Origin of the sequence: Pseudomonas sp. NCIMB 10586 (assembly GCF_023127895.1) — a bacterium.
GTDB lineage: Bacteria > Pseudomonadota > Gammaproteobacteria > Pseudomonadales > Pseudomonadaceae > Aquipseudomonas > Aquipseudomonas synxantha_A.
The window spans coordinates 220226-241670 of sequence record NZ_SPKQ01000007.1 but is presented as its reverse complement, the minus strand read 5'-3'; the positions used below and the strand labels follow the sequence as shown (position 1 = coordinate 241670).

Genomic DNA, 21445 nt, shown 5'->3' with positions numbered 1-21445 from the left:
GAGCGATGAGTGACGATCTTTGGGCTGCCCGCGAAGGCGACGCACTGCTGCACACCTCGGTGATGGCCGATATTCTCGGCGGTGTGCTGGAAGTGGCCGCCTATGCGGCGATCACTACTGTGGGCTGCCTGGCCGTTGCCGGAGCGGTGTTCCTCGCGACCGGTGCAACCATTGCCACAGGCGGTGTTGCATTGGTTTTGGTGGTGGGCGCGGTCGTCGGCATCACCGCTGGGCTCACTGGCGCCGACTTGAAGATATCCAGTTGGTGCGAGTCCGCCGCCAACTGGGTGTTCCCGCCGGTGATCGATGCGTTCATCACCAGCGGCTCGCACAACGTGTTCATCAATGGCAAAAAGGCTGCCCGCGCCGCCGGCAAGATGACGGCTGTGCCCGTCGCGCCCAGCGAGCCGCCAGCGCCAAGCTTCCTGGATATGGCCGGAGAGTTTTTCTCGCAGATGTGGCGCCCGACGGTCGCCTCGCCTGCGCCCGGCACAGAGCCTTGCCCGCTGGACACCGTGGCGTGCAACAAGCACCCGCCCATGCCCCTGCAGTTCATTGCCGAGGGTTCCAGTTCGGTATTCATCAATGGTCAGCCGGCGGCACGCAGCGGGGATCGCAGTACCTGTGACGCCAAGATTGGAACGGCTGAGGGTCTGATTTCGCCGGATGTGCGCATTGGTGGCGAGACCATCGTGGTGCAGGAGATTCGTAGCGGGAAAACGCCGGGGGTGGGGCTGGCCATTGCCGTGGTGATGGCGTTGCGGGGCAACTTGAAATGTTTCTGGACCAAGCTGCCGTGCATGATCGGAGGGGCGTTGGTGGGCGGCGCAATCTCTTACGGAACTGCCAAGGTCACCTCGGCACTCAAGAACGCCATGAATGGCTCGCCCAATCCGGTGCACAGTTCGACGGGGGCCAAGGTCTTGGGCGAAGAGGAAGAATTGGACTTTGTTCTGCCCGGCCTGCTCCCTATCGATTGGCAACGTTTCTACAACAGTCTCGATACGCGTTGCGATGGCCTCTTCGGCGCCGGCTGGAGCGTCGACTATGAGGTGTCGGTCGAAATAGATGCCGACGAAAACCTGTTCTATATCGATGAGCAGGGGCGACGCCTGGAGATCGGTTACATCCCGTTGTCCGGTGGAGCGTTCGACCCGGGCGAAGGCCTTGCGGTGAGACGCAGCGGTGAAGGCGCGGTATTGATCGAGAGCATCGACGGCCTGTATCGGCTGTTCGAAATCGACCCGCAGAACAACTCACGGATGCGCTTGCACCTGCTGGGTGATCGCAATGAAGGTCGGATCTTCCTTGATTACGATGCCCAAGGACGGCTGTGCCGCCTACGCGACACGCATGACTTGATGCATGTGGACCTGAGTTATTCAATAGAACATCCACGGCGTGTGAGCCACATCGAGCGGCGTTACCTGCGCCAGGACCATTTCGATGCACGCAGCGACGTACTTGTCAGTTATCGCTATGACAACAACGGCGATCTTGCCGAAGTATTGGATGCCCAAGGCACAACCCTACGGCGCTTTGCCTACGACAGCGGCAGGCGCATGGCCGAGCACCAATTGCCGAGTGGTTTGCGCTGTTTCTACCAATGGGCTGAAGTACCAGGGCCAGACGGCCCGGAATGGCGCGTCAGCCGGCACTGGACCGACGCGGGCGATGAATACCGCTTCGATTACGATCTGGACGCCGGCATTACCCGCGTGACCGACGGCCTGATGCGGGTCAGCACGCGGCATTGGAACCCGCAGTTCCAGATCACTCGCTACGTCGATAACCTGGGCCATACGTGGCAGTTTGAATGGAGCGAAGATCGCCAGTTGCTCGGCGCGATTGACCCGCAAAACGGCCAGTGGCGTTTCAACTATGACGCATCCGGCAACCTGAGCGCCGTCATCGATCCGCGGTCCAGAACCCGCGGCACGCAGTGGCTGGAACACTGGGCATTGCCCCAAGTGGAAACCGATCCGGCAGGCAACAGTTGGCATTATCGCTACGACCAGCGTGGCAACTGCATCGAAGAAATCGACCCCTTGGGAAACCGTACGCGTTACGTCTATGACGGTTTCGGTCAGCCGGTGCAAATCATCGACGCCACGGAAAAGACCAGAACGTTGCATTGGAACGAGTGGAGCCAACTGGTCGAAGAAGTGGATTGCTCGGGTTATCCGACTCGTTATCAATACGATGCGTTTGGCAATCTGGTAGTGCAGACCAATGCCGAAGGTGAGTCGGTGCGCTACCGATACGGACCTCAGGGACTATTGCTGGAATGCCAGCTTCCCGACGGTCGCGTGGAGCAATTTCAACGTAGCACCAGTGGTTATCTGACGGTTTATATCGACCCGGCCGGTAGCACCACGCGCTATGCCTATGACGTACGCGGCCTGGTCAAGCAACGCTGGGATGCGCACAACCGCACGATCATGTTCGACCATGACGCCTACGGGCGACTGCGCAAGCTGACTAACGAGAACGGCGAAAGCTACCGTTTTGAATGGGACGCGGCCGACCGTATGGTGCAGCAGCAAGACCTCGACCAGAGTCGGCGCTGCTACACCTATGATTCGCTGGATGATGTCGTAGCCGTGGACTACCTGCCGGGGGCGGAAGGTGAGCCGATAGCGCCGCTGTCACATCAGTTTCAGCGAGATCCCGTGGGACGCCTGGTCAGCAAAATAACTGCGGACGGTACCACCAGCTACGAGCACGACCTCAACGACCAACTGGTCGGTGTTACTTTCACGGCGCCTGATGGTAGTGAGCAATCACTTGGCTTCAGCTATGACGCCATGGGGCAGCTCCTTGAGGAGAAAAGCTCGGCAGGGTCTGTGCAGCATCGTTACGACGAACTGGGAAATCTGATTCAAACCGGTTTGCCTGATGGTCGATGGCTGAACCGCCTGTACTACGGCAGTGGCCACCTGCATCAGTTGAATCTCGATGGAAAGGTTATCAGCGACTTCGAGCGTGATCGCTTGCATCGCGAAGTGCAGCGTACCCAGGGTCAACTCAAGACAAGTACCGCCTATGATCGAAGTGGAAGGGTCCGCTCGCGTCAGCGGCGCAGCATCGACCAACCATGGCAGCTGCCTCCATTGGTCGAGACCGATTACAGCTACGACTCCAGCGACAACCTGATCGGACGCCGCCGTGTTGACCGCCAGCACGATCGTCAAGAGTATCTGGGCTACGACAGTACCGGACGTATCCTCGTCAGCCAACGGGGCGGACGGAGCGAGACCTATGCCTATGATGCTGCGGCCAACCTGCTGGACGGATCGCAACAAAGCGGTCTGGTACGACATAACCGCCTGCTGACATTTCAGGATAAGCGTTACACGTACGACGCTCTTGGACGAATGATTGAAAAGCGTAGCGCTGCGCGTGGCTTCCAGCGTTTTGCCTACGACGCAGAAAGCCGACTGGTCGAAGTGCACAATGCAAACGGCAGTGTAGTCAGAATGACATACGATCCGTTGGGCCGTCGCGTCGAAAAAACCGAGCATGGCAACGACGGCTATCGATTGGGCGTGACGCGATTTACCTGGGATGGATTGAGGTTGTTGCAGGAGCACAAACATAGCCAGACCAGCCTTTATGTCTATGAGGAAGAAGGAAGCGAGCCTTTAGCCCGCGTGGACGGTGTCGGCCCGTCGCAAAAAATTCGCTATTACCACAACGACCTCAATGGTTTACCCGAACGTCTGACAGAAGCAGACGGACGTGACACTTGGCGTGCGACGTATACGGTATGGGGCAACACGGTGGAGGAGGTGCGCGAGCCTTACTACATTGAAGAGCAGAACCTGCGGTTCCAAGGACAGTATCTGGACCGGGAGACAGGGCTGCATTTCAACACGTTCAGGTTTTATGATCCCGATATAGGACGATTTACGACTCCTGACCCGATTGGTCTGTTGGGTGGGCAGAATCTATACGTCTATGCGCCCAACCCTATTGCTTGGATAGACCCTGAGGGTCTTAAATGTCACCTGCGGCCTTATTTCAAAGCATACGCCCGAATGAAGAAATTCAGAGGGCGCCTGAAAATGGAAGTGCATCATCGAATTCCTCAGATGTATATAGGCGTTAAAAAATTGTTCCCTGAATCCATGCGAACTTCGTTGTCAAACCTGCAAGGGTTGCCAAGAAATGTTCACAGAAAAATAGTGAGTCCAATGTGGGCAAGCTTTAGGAAAAATAACCCTAAGCCAACCCGTGCCCAGATCGTGAAAAAAGCGATGGAAATCGACAAAGTCATCGCCGAACATATTAACAAGGTCAATTAACCATGAAAGACATAGTCTCAAGCATTGAAAACCTCTCAACTGACCCTGAAAAGATTAAGTTATTCAGATCATATGGCACTATGGTTGTTCTGAAAAACATGGGAAAAGTCACGGGAGGGCTTGACAAGGAGTACATGTCGTTCCTGATGGAGACCAACGGGGCGTCTATTCTTGATTACTGTTTTTTAGGTTTCAAAAACCGCGAACTGGGCTTGAACCTTTATGAAAATATTATGGATTTCTGGCAAGCAGACAATTCATTAGCCATGAAATTCTGGGCATTTGCGGGCACCAGTGCCGGAGATGCTTTCGGCTATCTGGATTTAAAAAATAAAAAAGGATCCCACTTCATCGCTTACTACACCCCCGACCAACCCGAGCAAGTCACTGTTATCTCGTCGTGCTTTGAGCTTTTTATGAGGAAGTTCATAGCTGAAATTCAGATCCTCATTCAAGCCAGTGATGATTCGTTTTGGATAGAAGACAACGCATGGATGACATCTCAGGGAGGTTCGTTAGTTGATGATGTTGAACTGCAAGAATTTATTGCAACGAACGGAAGCGCCTACTACAAGCTTATCGGGTAATTGTGGCAAACAAGAAGACGGCTTTATTTGATAAGTACCTAGTCTCGCAAATGCTAAAAATCAAATAAATCCGTCCCCTTTAACCACTACGTAGGTTCCACTACTGATCAAACCTTCGGCTCAAGACTGAGTCAGCATGTCGCTTCCGGAAAACTGCCGGCTGACAAAATCAGCTCGGTACAGTTACACAGTATGAACGGGGCCACCGCCCAGGAAATCTACAAGGTCGAAGCCAGTGAAATTGTGCGAAATGGCGGCAGGAGCGTAGACGGCGGGAAAACCTCTAACCTTCGAGCGCCTGCCGGTACACGTGAGCTATTCAAAAACCCCAACTGGGTCGCAACAGAAAAATCTAAACCATCACGATTCGGAAAATGTGGCTAAGGAGTCAAAAATGGGCGCCTGGAATTACAACCCTTGGGAAAACGATGAAGCCGCGGACTGGTTTCAGGAATTCTGGAAACAACAAAATTTTGCGGTCTTGATCAACGAAATCAGCCAGTTTAATCCCGCTGAAGAACGTTATGACGCCTTTAGGGCTGCCTGTTATCTATTACAAACCCTAGGCAACCCCTATATATGGCCAGCCGAGTATCTGGCAGAACTCAAACCCCTGATCGAGCAGGCTATTTCAATTCTGACCCAACTGATTGACCCGCCCAATGACGAATGGGGGTTTCTTGATATGTGGGGCGACAGCGCCGATGTTATCAACGCCGTGGAGGAACAAATCGACGCTCTGAAAATGCGATTAGGCGAGCTGGCTTAATCTGGCATACGTATCGGCACCCAACAAAAATGGGCACCCGACCCAGTCGGCGTGCCCATTTTCTTTACCGCCCCGCCTCCCTTCGAGACGGTACCGCTTAACTTACGGGTTGACGCTGTCTTTGAGCGACTTGCCCGGTTTGAACGCGACGGTGTTGCTTGCCTTGATCTTCACAGGCTCACCGGTTTGCGGGTTTTTGCCGGTGCGGGCGCCGCGATGGCGTTGCAGGAAGGTGCCGAAACCCACCAGGGTGACGCTGTCCTTGCGGTGCAGGGCGCCGGTGATTTCTTCGAGTACGGCGTTAAGGACGCGGTTGGCCTGCTCTTTGGTGAGGTCTGCTTTTTCAGCGATGGCGGCTGCGAGATCTGGTTTACGCATAAATGAAGCCTCTTTGACGGTTTTTTGTTGTTATGTCCGTGCTGCTCTCTGGTGGAGCAGCGCCCAAGGCGCCGCAGGCTCTACTCTGCGGCAGACGGGAGTGAGGATGGCACGCCCTCGCACGCTCCGCCAGTCTCCCGGCGACCTTTCTACAGGCGAAACGGTGCTGATTCCGACAGAACAGCTGGCATTTACGCCAGCAATGGCGGAAGTTCTTTGTTCAGGGCCAGTTTTTCCATGACGGCGCTGCCGGTCAGCGCGTATCCCAGCAGGCGGCCGCTGGCGTCGCGACACAGGGCCTTGATGTCGGCGCCCTGCCCTTCGACGCTCCACACACCTTCGGTGCCCCGTGGCGCAGGTGACACCACCAGCGGGCAGACCGGGGTTTTCACGGTGATCGGCATAGGCCCATAGCTCACCGCCGTGGCGTTGCCGGCCAAGGTTTGCGCCAGGGCACGGGCGCAGCTCATCAGTGGCATCACGTACAGCAGGTTCAAGCCGTCGACCTCGGCGCAGTCGCCCAGGGCGTAGATGTTGGCGTGGGACGTCTTGAGGTGACGGTCCACCATGATCCCGCGATTGATTTGCAGGCCGGCGGCGGCGGCCAGGTCTACACGAGGACGCAGGCCGATGGCGGACACCACCAGGTCACAGTGGATCACATCACCGTCCGACAGGTGCGCCTCAAGGCCATCAGCCGTGCGTTGCAGGCGATTGAGCACCGGCCCCAGGTGGAAACGCGCGCCGATGCCTTCCAGCCCGGCTTGCACCGCTGCGGCAGCCGCCGGGTGCAGCAGGGTCGGCATGACCTGCTCACAGGGTGCGACCAGGTCGATTTCATAGCCGCCGAGGATCAGGTCGTTGGCAAATTCGCAGCCGATCAGGCCAGCGCCAAGCAACAACACGCGACGTTTGCCGGCAGCCGCGGCGCGAAAGCGCGCGTAGTCTTCCAGGTCGTTGATCGGAAAAATCAGTTCAGCCCCATCGCCTTCAACCGGTACGCGCACGGTTTCTGCGCCCCAGGCCAGGACCAGGTCGCGGTAGGCCACCGCTTCCTCGCCGATCCACAGGCGCTTGTGGCCTGCGTCGATGCCGCTGACACGTGTATGGGTGCGCACTTCGGCCTTGAGCTGCTCGGCCATGGCGCCGGGTTCGGCCATGCTCAGGCCATCGGCTTCCTTGTTCTTGCCAAAGCCGGTGGAGAGCATGGGCTTGGAGTAGGAGCGCCCGTCATCCGCGGTGATCAGCAGCAATGGGGTCTCGCTGTCGAGCTTGCGAAACTCCCGGGCTACGTTGTAACCGGCCAATCCTGTGCCGATGATCACGACGGGTGCGTTCATTCCTTTCTCCTTGTAGTACGTGTCTTAAACTAAGAATTAGCCGATTTCGATCATTTCGAAATCCATTTTGCCCACGCCGCAGTCCGGGCACAGCCAGTCTTCCGGGACGTCTTGCCACAGCGTGCCCGGAGCTATTCCGTCATCCGGCCAGCCGTCCGCTTCGTTGTAGATCAAGCCACAGACGATACATTGCCACTTCTTCATTACGTGCTTCCTCAAGTCCAGGCATGTTGGCCGGCGGTCGATGGATCCAGCGTTGCCGCACGGCTCAGGGCGTTTTGTACTGATCGAGGCCGGCAGATGCAAGCACGATCGACGCAAACGGCCGGTTTGGCGCGGCAAAAGTTCAGGGTGCCATGGTAAGCTCGCCGCCTCTTTTGCTGCCAATACTGACTCACCGTGCCGCACTCAATCGCCCCTTCCGATGCTTGCCAATGGCTGACCCAGAGCCTTCTGAGTCCCTTGCCCACGCCCTTGACCCTCGATTGGCTGTTTGACGAAGGCTCGCTGACGCGACGGCTGACAGGGCTGTCCAACGACGGTTTCAGCGTGACGCCGCTGTTCGAAGGCTGGCAGCCATTGCGCGACGATGAATGTGCCGCCCTGGGCCTGGCCCCGGCCAGCATCGGCTGGGTGCGCGAGGTGTACCTGCGTGGGCATGACCAGCCGTGGGTGTTTGCCCGCAGCGTGGCGGCGCGCAGTGCCTTGCAGGGCGACGGGCTGCACATGGACGAGCTGGGCAGTCGCTCGCTGGGGGAGCTGTTGTTCTGCGACCGCGCCTTTACCCGCCAGGCCATCGAAGTGTGCCATTACCCTCGCCCATGCCTGCCGGCAGCGGACCAGACCGACGGTTTGTGGGCGCGCCGCTCTCGCTTCGATCGCGGCGCGCTGAGCGTGCTGGTGGCAGAAGTCTTCCTGCCGAGTTTCTGGCACGCGCTGCATGACCATCCGGAGAACTGCTGATGTATCAACGTCTGCTCAAGTCCTTGAACCGCCTGAACCCCAGGGCCTGGGATTTCATTCAGTTGACGCGCATGGACAAGCCCATTGGCATCTACCTGTTGCTGTGGCCGACATTGTGGGCACTGTGGATCGCCGGCAAGGGCTCGCCGTCGCTGCTTAATATCGTGATTTTCGTGTTGGGCGTGGTGCTGACCCGCGCCGGTGGCTGCGTGATCAATGATTGGGCTGACCGCAAGGTCGATGGCCATGTGAAGCGCACCGAGCAACGCCCACTGGTGAGCGGCAAGATCAGCTCGAAAGAGGCATTGGTGTTTTTTGCCGTGTTGATGGGTATCAGCTTCCTGCTGGTGCTGCTGACTAACGCCAGCACTATCCTGCTATCCCTGGGCGGCCTGGCGCTGGCAGCCAGCTACCCGTTCATGAAGCGCTACACCTATTACCCGCAGGTAGTGCTGGGCGCGGCGTTTTCCTGGGGCATGCCGATGGCGTTTACCGCCGAGACCGGCCATCTGCCCGCTACTGCGTGGTTGCTGTATATCGCCAACCTGTTGTGGACCGTGGGCTACGACACCTATTACGCCATGACCGACCGTGATGACGACTTGAAGATCGGGGTGAAATCCACCGCCATTCTGTTTGGTGATGCTGATCGCGTGATCATCCTGACCCTGCAAGGGCTGTCGCTGGTGTGCCTGTTGCTGGCCGGCACGCGGTTTGAACTGGGGGGTTGGTTCCAACTGGGGTTGCTGGCGGCGGCGGGCTGTTTTGCCTGGGAGTTCTGGTACACGCGGGACAGGGACCGCATGAAGTGCTTCAGGGCGTTCTTGCATAACCATTGGGCCGGGTTGGCGATTTTTGTCGGGATTGTGGTGGATTACGCGGTTCGGTAGTGCAGGACTGACGCCATCGGGGGCAAGCCCCCTCCCACATTTTGATGTGTGAATACATTCAAGTGTGGGAGGGGGCTTGCCCCCGATGGATTCAGCAGCACCGCAGACTTAAGGCTTGATGATGTGCCAGGCGCCACCCTTGCCATCCCCGGTCTTGTCACCGGCTTTCTTGTCGTCCTTGTAGGTGTAGACCGGCTTGCCTTTGTAGGCCCACTGGCTGGTCTGGTCGTCGCGGGTGATCACCGTCCAATCACCGTCACCGGTCGTGGTGTCGGTGGATTCTGCCTTCAGCGGTGGCCAGTTGGTCGCGCACTGGTCCTTGCACACTGACTTGCCATCGGCGTCCTTGTCGAAGGTGTAGAGCGTCATGCCCTTGTGATCCACCAACATTCCGTCTTTAGTCATCGCAGGCTCTGCCGCAAACGCCAGGCCTGGCAGCGCCAAGGCTGCGGATAGCAGCAGGGCTTTCCAGGAAATCGTGCTGTAAGTCATCGGAACCTTCCTTTTGTGGTTGTCAGGATTCGGACCCAAAGGGTAGTCCAGAGTGCCCTGAATTGCCCAAGCGACTAAATTACTGTCACACGACTGCAATAATTCCGTTATCTAATGCGGCGCAAGACAGTTAAATGACAAGAGGATTTTGAGCATGGTTGGCAGGAGCATTCTGATTGTTGACGACGAAGCGCCCATTCGCGAGATGATCGCCGTTGCGTTGGAAATGGCCGGCTATGACTGCCTGGAGGCGGAAAACTCCCAGCAGGCCCACGCCATTATCGTCGACCGCAAGCCGGACCTGATCCTGCTCGACTGGATGCTGCCCGGCACGTCCGGCATCGAGTTGGCCCGGCGCCTCAAGCGTGACGAACTGACCGGGGATATCCCAATCATCATGCTCACCGCCAAGGGTGAAGAGGACAACAAGATCCAGGGCCTGGAAGTGGGCGCCGATGACTACATCACCAAACCTTTTTCCCCTCGGGAGCTGGTGGCGCGCCTCAAAGCCGTATTGCGCCGTGCCGGCCCGACCGATGGCGAAGCGCCGATCGAAGTCGACGGCCTGATTCTGGACCCGATCAGCCACCGCGTGACCATCGACGGCAAGCCCGCCGAGATGGGCCCGACCGAATACCGATTGCTGCAATTCTTCATGACCCACCAGGAGCGCGCCTACACCCGCGGCCAATTGCTGGACCAGGTGTGGGGCGGCAATGTGTATGTGGAGGAGCGCACCGTGGACGTGCATATCCGCCGCTTGCGCAAAGCCTTGGGCGACGCGTACGAGAATCTGGTACAAACCGTGCGCGGCACCGGCTATCGGTTTTCCACCAAAAGCTAAGCCAGCCCCTTCCTCCCTTAACAGCTGACAAGGACGCATGTTTAAGTGAACCAGAACTGGCATGGCACCCTGATCCGCCACATGCTTCTGTTGATCACTGCTTGCCTGCTGGTCGGGCTGATCAGTGGCTATTACGGCTGGAGCCTGGCCGCCGGCATCGCGTTGTACCTGGGCTGGACCCTCAAACAATTGCTGCGCCTGCATGAATGGCTGCGCCAGCACAAACCCGACGAGGCGCCGCCCGATGGCTATGGCCTGTGGGGTGAGGTGTTCGACAGCATCTACCACCTGCAACGCCGCGACCAACGGGTACGCGGGCGCCTGCAAGCGGTGATCGACCGGGTGCAGGAATCCACCGCGGCGCTCAAGGACGCCGTGATCATGCTCGACAGCGACGGCAATCTGGAATGGTGGAACCGCGCCGCCGAAACCCTGCTGGGTCTCAAGACGCCACAAGACAGCGGCCAGCCGGTGACCAACCTGGTGCGCCACCCGCGCTTCAAGGAATACTTCGAGCAGGACAACTACGAAGAAGCCCTGGAAATCCCGTCGCCCACCAACGACCGCGTACGCATCCAGCTGTACCTGACGCGCTATGGCAACAATGAGCACTTGATGCTGGTGCGTGATGTGACCCGCATCCATCAGCTTGAACAGATGCGCAAGGACTTCGTCGCCAACGTCTCCCACGAGCTTCGCACACCGCTGACGGTGATCTGCGGCTACCTGGAGACGCTGCTGGACAACGTCGACGAGATCAACCCGCGCTGGAGCCGCGCCCTGCAGCAGATGCAGCAGCAAGGCTCGCGGATGCAGACCCTGCTCAACGACTTGCTGCTTTTGGCCAAGCTTGAAGCCACCGATTACCCTTCGGATAACCACCCGGTGGCAGTGCAAAGCCTGCTGCACACCATCAAGAATGACGCCCAGGCGCTCTCCGGCGAACGCGGCCAGCAGATCACCCTGGAAGCCGACCCGACGGTGCTGCTCAAGGGCAGTGAGGGCGAGTTACGCAGCGCGTTCTCCAATTTGGTGTTCAACGCGGTGAAGTACACCCAGGACAAGGGCAATATCCGTATTCGCTGGTGGGCCGACGAACAGGGCGCGCACCTGAGCGTGCAGGACTCGGGTATCGGCATCGACGCCAAGCATCTGCCGCGCCTCACCGAACGTTTCTACCGCGTTGACTCCAGCCGCAACTCCAACACCGGCGGCACGGGGCTCGGCCTGGCGATCGTCAAGCATGTGTTGTTGCGCCATCGGGCGCGCCTGGAAATCAGCAGCGTGCTGGGGCATGGCAGTACGTTTACCTGCCATTTTCCGACAACGCAGGTAACGCGTTCGCCAGTGATCGACAATGATGAATAACTCAAATACAGCACAAATCTAAATGTGGGAGGGGGCAAGCCCCCTCCCACATTGGATTTGTATGCTTTTGGAGAACAGGTTCCTTGCCCCGCCCGGCAGCGGGCACTAGGCAAGCGCCCCGTCAGCCGCTACATTGGCCGACTTGCGCCTGCCTTTCAGGCTCACCTGTCATCCCTTATTGAACACACGGAACCTGCAAAACCCCATCATGGACCCTTCCCCTGGCATTACCCTCGCTACACTCTTCGCCGATTTCGGCATGATTCTTTTTGCACTGATCCTGGTACTGCTCAACGGTTTCTTCGTTGCGGCGGAATTTGCCATGGTCAAACTGCGCGCCACGCGGGTCGAGGCCATCGCCCACAAGAACGGCTGGCGCGGGCAGATCCTGCGCACCGTACACAGCCAGCTCGACGCCTACCTGTCGGCCTGTCAGCTGGGTATCACCCTGGCGTCCCTGGGCCTGGGCTGGGTCGGTGAACCGGCCTTTGCGCACATCCTCGAGCCAATGCTGGGCGCAATCGGCGTGCAGTCGCCGGAAGTGATCAAGGGCGTGTCGTTCTTTGCCGCCTTCTTCGTGATTTCCTACCTGCACATCGTGGTCGGTGAGCTGGCGCCCAAGTCCTGGGCGATTCGCAAGCCCGAGCTGCTGTCGCTATGGACGGCAGTGCCGCTGTACCTGTTCTACTGGGCGATGTACCCGGCCATCTACCTGCTCAACGCCAGCGCCAACGCCATCCTGCGCATCGCCGGCCAAGGCGAGCCTGGCCCCCACCATGAGCACCATTACAGCCGCGAAGAGCTCAAACTGATCCTGCACTCCAGCCGTGGCCAGGACCCGAGCGACCAAGGTATGCGCGTACTGGCCTCTGCGGTGGAAATGGGCGAACTGGAAGTGGTGGACTGGGCCAACTCCCGGGAAGACCTGGTGACCCTGGACTTCAACGCCCCGCTCAAAGAGATTCTTGCGCTGTTCCGTCGCCACAAATTCAGCCGGTACCCGGTGTATGACGCGGTGCGCAATGAGTTCGTGGGCCTGTTGCACATCAAGGATCTGCTGCTGGAACTGGCCGCCCTGGACCATATTCCCGAATCCTTCAACCTGGCCGAACTGACCCGCCCGCTGGAACGCGTCTCGCGGCACATGCCGTTGTCGCAACTGCTGGAGCAGTTCCGCAAAGGCGGCGCGCACTTCGCCCTGGTGGAGGAAGCCGACGGCAAGATCATCGGCTACCTGACCATGGAAGACGTGCTGGAAGTACTGGTGGGCGATATCCAGGATGAACACCGCAAGGCCGAGCGCGGCATCCTCGCCTACCAGCCCGGCAAATTGCTGGTACGTGGCGACACGCCGTTGTTCAAAGTCGAACGCCTGCTGGGCGTCGACCTGGACCACATCGAAGCCGAAACCCTGGCCGGCCTGATCTACGACACCCTCAAGCGCGTGCCGGAAGAAGAGGAAGTGCTGGAAGTGGAAGGCTTGCGGATCATCATCAAGAAGATGAAAGGGCCCAAGATAGTACTGGCCAAGGTCTTGCTGCTGGACTGACCTTCGATTGCCCAATGCAAAATTGGGCAATATCCCAAGCGTCGTGACGACCTAAACGATCGTCACGCAGGCAGCGCGTTGAAACAGATATCCACATTCATCTGCGCCGCGGCCGACAGATTGACTAACGCATCAAGAGAACACTTGTCGATCTTGCCGTTAAGTACGTCGTTCAGGCGAGGCTGGCTGATACCCAGCCTTAGCGCCGCATCCTTCTGGGACAGCTCCCAGCTACGAATGGTGTTGCACAACTCCAACAGCAGCTTTGAGCGTAGGCGCATATTGGCGGCTTGCGCTGGCGTGTCCTCCAGAGCATCCCACACAGAGTTGAAACGTTCGGTATGTAACTTTTGATTTGTCATGGGCTTAACCTAATTCCTGCAATCTGGCACGCGCCAATTCGATATCCCGCCCTTCGGTTTTCCGTGTGGTCTTGCGCAACGCGTGCAGCACATAGACAGCTTCAGGCCGATTGACCACGTAGAACACTCGAAACGCTCCCGACTCTTCAGTGATCCGAATCTCATTGACGCCCCTTCCGATCGTTTTCATCGGCTTGCAATCGAAGGGCTGCTCACCCTGTTGCAACAGATCCAACTGAAAACCGGCTGCCCTTCGGGCGTCGAGAGGAAAATCCTTGAGATCCTTGAGCGAGCTTCCTAGAAACACCACATCCTTGTGCCTTGGCATTGACTTCTCCTTTCCTGGAAAGAAAAAGCGTAATCGACGACTCAACCAAAGGCGGTGCAGCTTTGTTTCAAGGCATAGCAAAGGCTCGACAACACTGAAGCGTTATCGAGAGCCTATATCGGTACAGATATAAATCAAGCCATCCAGCAGGAATCAGACAACCGGTCGATTGCTTGATTCAGGCCATCAGGCACCCGGCACAAAATGCTTCTGCGCCGTACCGCGCGCAATCAGGCGCGAGATGTAGTCCAGCTTCTGCGCGTCCTGGTCGATAAAACGGAAGGTCAGTTGCAACCAGTCGCTGTCGGGCTTGGGCTCGTAGGCGACGATGGCATGCAGGTAGCCGTTGAGGCGTGCGACTTCGGCGTTGTCGCCCTGCTCAAGGTCGAGCACGGCGCTTTCCAGTACCTGAGGCAGGACGTCGCCGCGCTTTACCACCAGCAACGCTTCCTTGATGCTCAGAGCCTTGATCACGCATTGCTGAGTGCCGCTTGCGAGGCGCAACTGGCCCTGACCGCGACTGCCAGCCGGCGCCGCTGCTGCTGGGGCCTTCACGGGTGGGGTGTTGAGCAGACCTTTACTGGGTGCCGCTATCGGAGCCGGCTTGACCGCTTCGGGTCTGCCGCCGGTCAGGGCGCTCAGGGAGTCGTTGCCGAAGGCCGAGTTCATCTTGGTCGGCGCGCTGGCGATCAGTGCGTCGAGGCGGCCAATCTTGTGCAGGGCCTGCTTGACCTTGTTGAGCAGTTGCTCGTTGGTGAACGGTTTGCTGACATAGCCGGAAACGCCGGCCTGGATCGCCTGAACCACGTTTTCCTTATCGCCACGGCTGGTCACCATCACGAACGGCATGGCCTTCAGATGCGCTTGCTCGCGGCACCAGGTCAAGAGCTCAAGACCGGACATCTCAGGCATTTCCCAGTCGCACAGCACCAGGTCGAAGGTTTCGCGCATCAGGATGGATTGCGCCTTTTTGCCGTTCACCGCATCTTCGATCTTGATTCCGGGGAAGTAATTGCGCAGGCACTTCTTCACCAGATCGCGAATAAACGAGGCGTCATCCACCACCAATACACTGACTTTGCTCATCGACCCTTCATCCTATAAAAACCTCGGCTGGCAGTACGCCTGACTGATGGCATTTTGCCAAAACCTTGCAGTCACGTTCGGACTTTATTCGCCGCCCGCGCAAAAAATTCAGCTGCCACAAACGAAAACGCCCGGCCAATGGCCGGGCGTTAATTTCACGGGCAACCTTACTTATCGTCAGGTTCGCCTGGAACATTAGGCGTTTGATCGGCGGAGCCTTCAACTTCGGCCTTCATGCGCTTGAGGCCCATGTGCCGAACGTCGGTGCCGCGCACCAGGTAGATCACCAGTTCCGAGATATTACGCGCGTGATCGCCGATCCGCTCCAGCGAGCGCAGCACCCAGATAATGCTCAAGACCCGCGAGATAGAGCGTGGATCTTCCATCATGTAGGTGGCCAGCTCACGCAAGGCGGTCTTGTACTCGCGGTCGATGACCTTGTCGTACTGAGCCACCGACAACGCCAGGTCTGCATCGAAACGCGCAAACGCGTCGAGGGCATCGCGCACCATGTTGCGCACCTGGTCGCCGATATGGCGCACTTCCACGTAACCGCGTGGCGCTTCACCTTCTTCGCACAGTTGGATGGCACGGCGGGCGATCTTGGTGGCTTCGTCGCCAATGCGCTCCAGGTCAATCACCGACTTGGAGATGCTGATGATCAAACGCAGGTCGGAGGCCGCCGGCTGGCGACGGGCAAGAATGCGCAGGCACTCTTCATCGATATTGCGTTCCATCTGGTTGATCTGGTCATCGATCTCGCGCACCTGCTGGGCCAGGCCCGAGTCGGCCTCGATCAGCGCGGTGACGGCATCGTTGACTTGCTTCTCCACCAGCCCGCCCATCGCCAGGAGGTGGCTGCGCACTTCCTCAAGCTCGGCGTTGAACTGCGCGGAGATGTGATGGGTAAGGCCTTCTTTGCTAATCATGTTGGCGTCCTTGGAGCGTCCGGTAAGGTGCGGAGAACCGCAGCGTCAGTGCAATCAGAACCACAGCTTCCTAGCCGTAGCGACCGGTGATGTAGTCTTCGGTCTGCTTCTTCGCCGGATTGGTGAACAGGGTATCGGTATCGCCGAACTCCACCAGCTTGCCCATGTACATGAACGCGGTGTAGTCCGAAACCCGCGCCGCCTGTTGCATGTTGTGGGTCACGATAACGATGGTGAACTTGGACTTGAGCTCGTAGATCAGCTCTTCGACTTTCAAGGTCGAGATCGGGTCGAGCGCCGAGCACGGTTCGTCGAGCAGCAGCACTTCCGGCTCTACGGCGATGGTACGGGCGATCACCAGACGCTGCTGCTGGCCGCCGGACAAGCCAAGTGCCGACTCGTGCAGACGGTCCTTGACCTCGTCCCACAACGCGGCGCCCTTGAGAGCCCATTCAACCGCTTCGTCGAGAACGCGCTTCTTGTTGATGCCCTGGATGCGCAGGCCATAGACCACGTTTTCATAAATGGTCTTGGGGAACGGGTTGGGCTTCTGGAACACCATGCCCACCCGGCGTCGCAACTCGGCCACGTCCTCACCCTTGCGGTAAATATTGGTGCCGTAGAGATTGATCGCACCTTCCACACGGCAACCGTCCACCAGGTCATTCATACGGTTGAACGTGCGCAGCAATGTCGACTTGCCGCAGCCGGACGGGCCGATAAAGGCAGTCACGCGCTGCTTGGGGATGTTCATGCTGACGTCGAACAGCGCTTGTTTTTCGCCGTAGTACAGGCTCAGGCCCGGGACTTCGATGGCCACGGTTTCCTGGGCCAGGCTCAGGCTCTGTTTGTCGCGACCCAGGGCAGACATGTTGATGCCGTGAGGTTGGTTTTCGTGTTGCATGGGATGCTCCCTGTGCTACCAATTCGTTTCGTTGAACCGCCGGGGCGGCTTACTCAAATTCTGTGTCTGTGGGAGCTGGCTTGCCTGCGATGGCATCACTGCGGTCTTACTGATACACCGCGTCGTCTGCATCGCAGGCAAGCCAGCTCCCACAGGGGGCCGTGTTAGCTGTCCAGCGCCTTGTATTTTTCGCGCAGGTGGTTACGGATCCACACCGCCGACAGGTTGAGCGTGGCGATCACCAGCACCAGCAGCAACGCGGTGGCGTACACCAGCGGCCGTGCGGCTTCGACGTTAGGGCTCTGGAAGCCGACGTCATAGATATGGAAGCCCAGGTGCATGATTTTCTGGTCCAGGTGCAGGTACGGATAGTTGCCGTCCAGCGGCAGCGACGGAGCCAGCTTCACTACGCCCACCAGCATCAGCGGCGCCACTTCGCCGGCGGCGCGGGCCACGGCGAGGATCATGCCGGTCATCATGGCCGGGCTGGCCATCGGCAGCACGATCTTCCACAGCGTTTCCGCCTTGGTCGCGCCCAGTGCCAGGGAGCCTTCGCGCACGGTGCGAGGAATGCGCGCCAGGCCTTCTTCGGTGGCCACAATCACCACCGGCACCGCCAGCAGCGCCAGGGTCAGCGAGGCCCATAGCAGGCCCGGGGTACCGAAGGTCGGTGCCGGCAGGGCTTCGGCGAAGAACAGACGGTCAACCGAGCCACCCAATACATAGACGAAGAAGCCCAGGCCGAATACGCCGTAGACAATGGCCGGTACGCCCGCCAGGTTGTTCACGGCGATACGGATGATCCGCGTCAGGGTGTTCTGCTTGGCGTACTCACGCAGGTACACGGCCGCCAGCACGCCAAACGGGGTCACGATCATCGCCATGATCAGGGTCATCATCACGGTGCCGAAGATGGCCGGGAAAATCCCGCCTTCGGTGTTGGCTTCCCGTGGGTCATCACTGAGGAACTCCCAGACCTTGCTGAAGTAGAAGCCGATCTTGGTCAGGGTGCCCATGGCGTTAGGCTGGTAGGCGTGCACCACCTTGCCGATGCCGATCTCCACTTCCTTGCCGTTGCCGTCGCGGGCAGTCAGGGCGTCGCGGTTGAACTGAGCGTGCAGGTCGGCCAGGCGCGCTTCGATATCTTGATAGCGGGCGTTGAGTTCGGCGCGGTCGGCGTCCATATCGGCCTGGGCGGCGGCGTCGAGCTTGCCTTCCAGTTCCAGTTTGCGCCCGTGCAGGCGGATGCGTTCCAGGCCGGCGTTGATCGCACCGATATCGGTTTTTTCCAGGGTCTTGAGCTGGGCGGCGAGCTTGTTGACACGGTCCACGCGAGCTTGCAGCTCTGGCCATGCGGCCTCGCCTTCAGCGATGACCTTGCCGTCCTGCTTGACGTTGACCAGGGTGCCGTAGAAGTTGCCCCACTCACGACGCTCAATGGCCATCAGGTTGGCCGGCTTGGTCTGGTCCTTCAACCATTCGCCGACGATCCAGGTGAAGTCGTTGCCGTTCAGGTCGCGGTTGCCGACCTTGATCAGCTCACGGGTCATGAATTCCGGGCCCTGGTCCGGCACCGGCAGGCCGGCGCTCTTGAGGCGCTCACGCGGCACTTCTTCTTTCTGTACCACTTCGCCGATGACGATATGGTTGGCCTGGCCCGGCACGTTGTAGTTGGCCTGGATCAGGTCGGCCGGCCAGAAATGGCCCAGGCCCCGCACCGCAATCACAGCCAGCAAACCAATGGTCATGATGACCGCGATGGACACCGCGCCACCGCTGATCCAGACGCCTGGGGCGCCGCTCTTGAACCATCCATTCAGGGAGTTCTGTTTCACAGACTTCTACCTTTCTTAAAGCGACGAGTATTTCTTGCGCAGACGCTGACGAATCAGTTCGGCGAGGGTGTTCATGATGAACGTGAACAGCAGCAGTACCAGTGCCGAGAGGAACAGCACGCGGTAGTGACTGCCACCGACTTCCGACTCGGGCATTTCCACCGCGACGTTGGCCGCCAGAGTGCGCAAGCCCTCGAACAGGTTCATCTCCATCACCGGGGTGTTACCGGTGGCCATCAGCACGATCATGGTCTCGCCCACAGCACGGCCCATGCCGATCATCAGTGCAGAGAAGATGCCCGGGCTGGCGGTGAGGATGACCACGCGGGTCATGGTCTGCCACGGCGTGGCGCCCAGGGCCAGGGAGCCCAGGGTCAGGCCGCGTGGCACACTGAACACGGCGTCTTCGGCGATGGAGTAGATGTTCGGGATCACCGCAAAGCCCATGGCCAGGCCGACCACCAGGGCGTTGCGCTGGTCGTAGGTGATCCCCAGGTCATGGGAGATCCACATGCGCATGTCGCCGCCAAAGAACCAGGTTTCCAGGTACGGGCTCATGTACAGCGAGAGCCAGCCCACCAGCAGGATTACCGGGATCAGGATCGCGCTTTCCCAGCCGTCCGGCACCCGCAGGCGAATCGACTCGGGCAAGCGACTGAAGACAAAACCGGCGACCAGGATGCCGATCGGCAATAGCATCAGCAGGCTGAAAATGCCCGGCAAGTGCCCTTCCACGTACGGCGCCAGGAACAGGCCGGCGAAGAAGCCGAGGATCACGGTCGGCATGGCTTCCATCAGTTCGATCACCGGTTTGACCTTGCGGCGCAGGCTCGGGGCCATGAAGTACGCGGTGTAGATCGCCGCCGCAACCGCCAGTGGCGCGGCCAGCAGCATGGCGTAGAACGCAGCCTTCAACGTGCCGAAGGTCAGCGGGGCCAGGCTCATCTTGGGTTCGAAGTCGGTGTTGGCGGCGGTGGACTGCCAGACGTATTTAGGCTCGTCGTAGTTCTCGTACCAGACCTTGCTCCACAACGCGCTCCACGAGACTTCCGGGTGCGGGTTGTCGAGCAACAGCGGTTGCAGCTTGCCGCCGGCCTCGACGATCACGCGGTTGGCCCGTGGCGACATGCCGAACAGGCCCTGGCCGTCGACCACCGGGTCGACCAGCAGGGTACGGTGAGCGGTGCTGTGGAAAACGCCGAACTGGCCGGAGGCATCGAGCGCGGTGAAGCCTTTGCGGCGCTCTTCAGCACCGATTTCGACAATGGGCGCAGTGCCCATCTGGAAGGTGCGGATCTGTTTCAGGCGTTGCTCGCCATCCGGGTCGCGGGCCATGAACCACTGGGCCAGGCCGCCCTTGGAGTTGCCGACGATCAGCGAGATACCGCCCACCAACTGAGTGCTGGCGGTGACTTCGGCTGCGCCGTCTTCCAGGAGTTTGTAGCGACCGTTGAGGCTGTTGTCGCGCAGGCTGAACACATCGGCCAGGGCGCGACCGTTGATCACGTAAAGCCATTGCTGGCGTGGGTCGACAAAGATGGCTTTCACCGGTTCGGTCATCTGCGGCAGCTCGATGCGCTTCTGCTCGCTGGTGACTTCACCGGTCATCATGTTTTCTTCGCGGCTCAACGACAGCACGTTCAGGTACGAACCCGCCGAACCGGCCACCACCAAGGTGGAGTCAGTGGCGTTGAGGGCGACATGCTCCAGTGGGCGACCGGCCTCATCCAACACGATCGGCGTTTCGCCGTAAGGGTATTCAATCGCTGGGGTGATGGTCTTCTTGCCGTCCGGGTACGACACTTTATAGGTGTGGCGGAACACCAGGGACTGGCCATTGGACAAACCAAGGATAACCAGCGGGCTGCCCGGCTGGTCTTCACCAATAGAAACAACGCTGGCACCGGCCGGAAGCGGCAAGTCGACACGCTTGAGCTCAGCGCCGGAGTCCACTTCAAAGAACAGCGCCTGGCCCTTGTCGGAAACCCGCATGGCGACCTGGTTCTGTTCTTCAAGGGAGATCATCAACGGCTTGCCGGCGTCCTGCATCCAGGCGGGTGTCAGCGCGTCTTCCTTGGTCAACGAGGCGCCCTGGAACAGAGGTGCAACGACGTAGGCGAGGAAGAAGAAGATCAGGGTGATGGCGCCAAGGACGGCGAGGCCACCGACCAGCACATACCAGCGGGTCAGGCGATCCTTGAGCGCGCGAATGCGGCGCTTGCGTTGCAGCTCAGGCGTATTGAAATCAATGCGCTTGGGGGGAGAAGTTGTCGTCATGGTGGAATTGGCCAGATCATTCATGCGCACACCCTAGCGATCCTGTATGACAGAAAGATGACAGTGCAGTGACGCAACAAATCCGCCGCGAAGCAGGGCTGGCAGCGGATTAAAAATTAGGGATGCAGACTGCTTATGTGGGAGCGGGCTTGCCCGCGATGGCATCAACACGATTTCAACGCTAAACCGCGTCGCCAGCATCGCGGGCAAGCCCGCTCCCACAGAAAAGCATGCGTC

The 21445-nt window shown here is 59.0% G+C and carries 19 protein-coding genes; 8 read left to right on the top strand and 11 right to left on the bottom strand.

Translation table 11 applies throughout. From position 1 onward, the window contains the following. The first annotated feature begins 5 nt into the window (after nt 1–5). The 3 genes from E4P01_RS03205 to E4P01_RS03195 all read left to right on the top strand — a co-directional run bounded on the left by E4P01_RS03205 (nt 6) and on the right by E4P01_RS03195 (nt 5663). Nucleotides 6–4307: an RHS repeat-associated core domain-containing protein gene (locus tag E4P01_RS03205; protein WP_248129885.1), complete on the top strand. Its 4302-nt coding sequence runs from the start codon at nt 6–8 to the stop codon at nt 4305–4307. A gap of 2 nt (nt 4308–4309) precedes the next feature. Beyond that, nucleotides 4310–4894, top strand: a complete 585-nt coding sequence (locus E4P01_RS03200; protein ID WP_078822650.1) for an SMI1/KNR4 family protein — start codon at nt 4310–4312, stop codon at nt 4892–4894. Between the two features lie 394 nt (nt 4895–5288). Further along, nucleotides 5289–5663, top strand: coding sequence for a DUF4259 domain-containing protein (locus E4P01_RS03195; protein ID WP_032878687.1), 375 nt, complete (start codon nt 5289–5291; stop codon nt 5661–5663). Between the two features lie 102 nt (nt 5664–5765). Here E4P01_RS03195 and E4P01_RS03190 read toward each other — a convergent pair whose 3' ends face one another. The 3 genes from E4P01_RS03190 to E4P01_RS03180 form a co-directional block, all read right to left on the bottom strand. Continuing rightward, nucleotides 5766–6041, bottom strand: coding sequence for an HU family DNA-binding protein (locus E4P01_RS03190; RefSeq protein WP_003195589.1), 276 nt, complete (start codon nt 6039–6041; stop codon nt 5766–5768). A gap of 191 nt (nt 6042–6232) precedes the next feature. Beyond that, entirely contained in the window at nt 6233–7381 is a 1149-nt protein-coding gene (locus E4P01_RS03185) for an FAD-dependent oxidoreductase (protein WP_032878686.1), read from the bottom strand. Nucleotides 7382–7417: 36 nt separating this feature from the next. Then, nucleotides 7418–7585: a rubredoxin gene (locus E4P01_RS03180; RefSeq protein WP_002555879.1), complete on the bottom strand. Its 168-nt coding sequence runs from the start codon at nt 7583–7585 to the stop codon at nt 7418–7420. Nucleotides 7586–7780: 195 nt separating this feature from the next. Between E4P01_RS03180 and E4P01_RS03175 the strand changes: the two genes are divergently transcribed. Both E4P01_RS03175 and ubiA read left to right on the top strand, forming a co-directional pair. Continuing rightward, nucleotides 7781–8344 (top strand): chorismate lyase, encoded by a 564-nt coding sequence (locus E4P01_RS03175; RefSeq protein WP_216090491.1) that lies wholly within the window; start codon nt 7781–7783, stop codon nt 8342–8344. Next, the gene (gene ubiA / locus E4P01_RS03170) at nt 8344–9234 is read left to right on the top strand and encodes a 4-hydroxybenzoate octaprenyltransferase (protein WP_148853784.1); all 891 of its coding nucleotides are present in this window, start codon (nt 8344–8346) and stop codon (nt 9232–9234) included. The genes E4P01_RS03175 and ubiA overlap by 1 nt, the downstream gene beginning before the upstream one ends. Nucleotides 9235–9342: 108 nt before the next feature. Here the strand turns inward: ubiA and E4P01_RS03165 are convergent, their stop codons facing one another. After that, complete coding sequence (locus tag E4P01_RS03165; RefSeq protein WP_216090492.1) at nt 9343–9726, bottom strand: hypothetical protein; 384 nt, start codon at nt 9724–9726, stop codon at nt 9343–9345. 154 nt (nt 9727–9880) lie between these two features. Here E4P01_RS03165 and phoB point away from each other — a divergent pair, with 154 nt between their 5' ends. The 3 genes from phoB to E4P01_RS03150 all read left to right on the top strand — a co-directional run bounded on the left by phoB (nt 9881) and on the right by E4P01_RS03150 (nt 13487). Further along, nucleotides 9881–10570: a phosphate regulon transcriptional regulator PhoB gene (gene phoB, locus E4P01_RS03160; RefSeq protein ID WP_005792526.1), complete on the top strand. Its 690-nt coding sequence runs from the start codon at nt 9881–9883 to the stop codon at nt 10568–10570. A gap of 81 nt (nt 10571–10651) precedes the next feature. Then, entirely contained in the window at nt 10652–11938 is a 1287-nt protein-coding gene (gene phoR, locus E4P01_RS03155; protein ID WP_236648093.1) for a phosphate regulon sensor histidine kinase PhoR, read from the top strand. A 208-nt stretch (nt 11939–12146) separates the two neighbouring features. Beyond that, nucleotides 12147–13487: a hemolysin family protein gene (locus E4P01_RS03150; RefSeq protein WP_005792528.1), complete on the top strand. Its 1341-nt coding sequence runs from the start codon at nt 12147–12149 to the stop codon at nt 13485–13487. Between the two features lie 62 nt (nt 13488–13549). Here E4P01_RS03150 and E4P01_RS03145 read toward each other — a convergent pair whose 3' ends face one another. The 7 genes from E4P01_RS03145 to E4P01_RS03115 all read right to left on the bottom strand — a co-directional run bounded on the left by E4P01_RS03145 (nt 13550) and on the right by E4P01_RS03115 (nt 20980). Continuing rightward, nucleotides 13550–13849, bottom strand: a complete 300-nt coding sequence (locus tag E4P01_RS03145; protein WP_005792529.1) for an XRE family transcriptional regulator — start codon at nt 13847–13849, stop codon at nt 13550–13552. Nucleotides 13850–13853: 4 nt separating this feature from the next. Then, on the bottom strand, nt 13854–14177 hold the full coding sequence (locus E4P01_RS03140; RefSeq protein WP_005792530.1) for a type II toxin-antitoxin system RelE/ParE family toxin: 324 nt from the start codon (nt 14175–14177) through the stop codon (nt 13854–13856). A gap of 186 nt (nt 14178–14363) precedes the next feature. Beyond that, nucleotides 14364–15263 (bottom strand): response regulator, encoded by a 900-nt coding sequence (locus E4P01_RS03135; protein ID WP_216090493.1) that lies wholly within the window; start codon nt 15261–15263, stop codon nt 14364–14366. A gap of 167 nt (nt 15264–15430) precedes the next feature. After that, the gene (phoU, locus tag E4P01_RS03130; protein ID WP_017528598.1) at nt 15431–16192 is read right to left on the bottom strand and encodes a phosphate signaling complex protein PhoU; all 762 of its coding nucleotides are present in this window, start codon (nt 16190–16192) and stop codon (nt 15431–15433) included. Between the two features lie 70 nt (nt 16193–16262). Continuing rightward, nucleotides 16263–17096, bottom strand: a complete 834-nt coding sequence (gene pstB, locus E4P01_RS03125; RefSeq protein WP_005792533.1) for a phosphate ABC transporter ATP-binding protein PstB — start codon at nt 17094–17096, stop codon at nt 16263–16265. Nucleotides 17097–17260: 164 nt separating this feature from the next. Then, nucleotides 17261–18931 carry a phosphate ABC transporter permease PstA gene (gene pstA, locus E4P01_RS03120; protein ID WP_032878679.1) on the bottom strand — a complete coding sequence of 557 codons (1671 nt, stop codon included), beginning with the start codon at nt 18929–18931 and terminating at the stop codon, nt 17261–17263. 15 nt (nt 18932–18946) lie between these two features. Further along, a complete protein-coding gene (locus E4P01_RS03115) occupies nt 18947–20980 on the bottom strand; it encodes an ABC transporter permease subunit (protein ID WP_216092209.1) in 2034 nt (677 codons plus the stop codon). Nucleotides 20981–21445 lie beyond the last annotated feature (465 nt).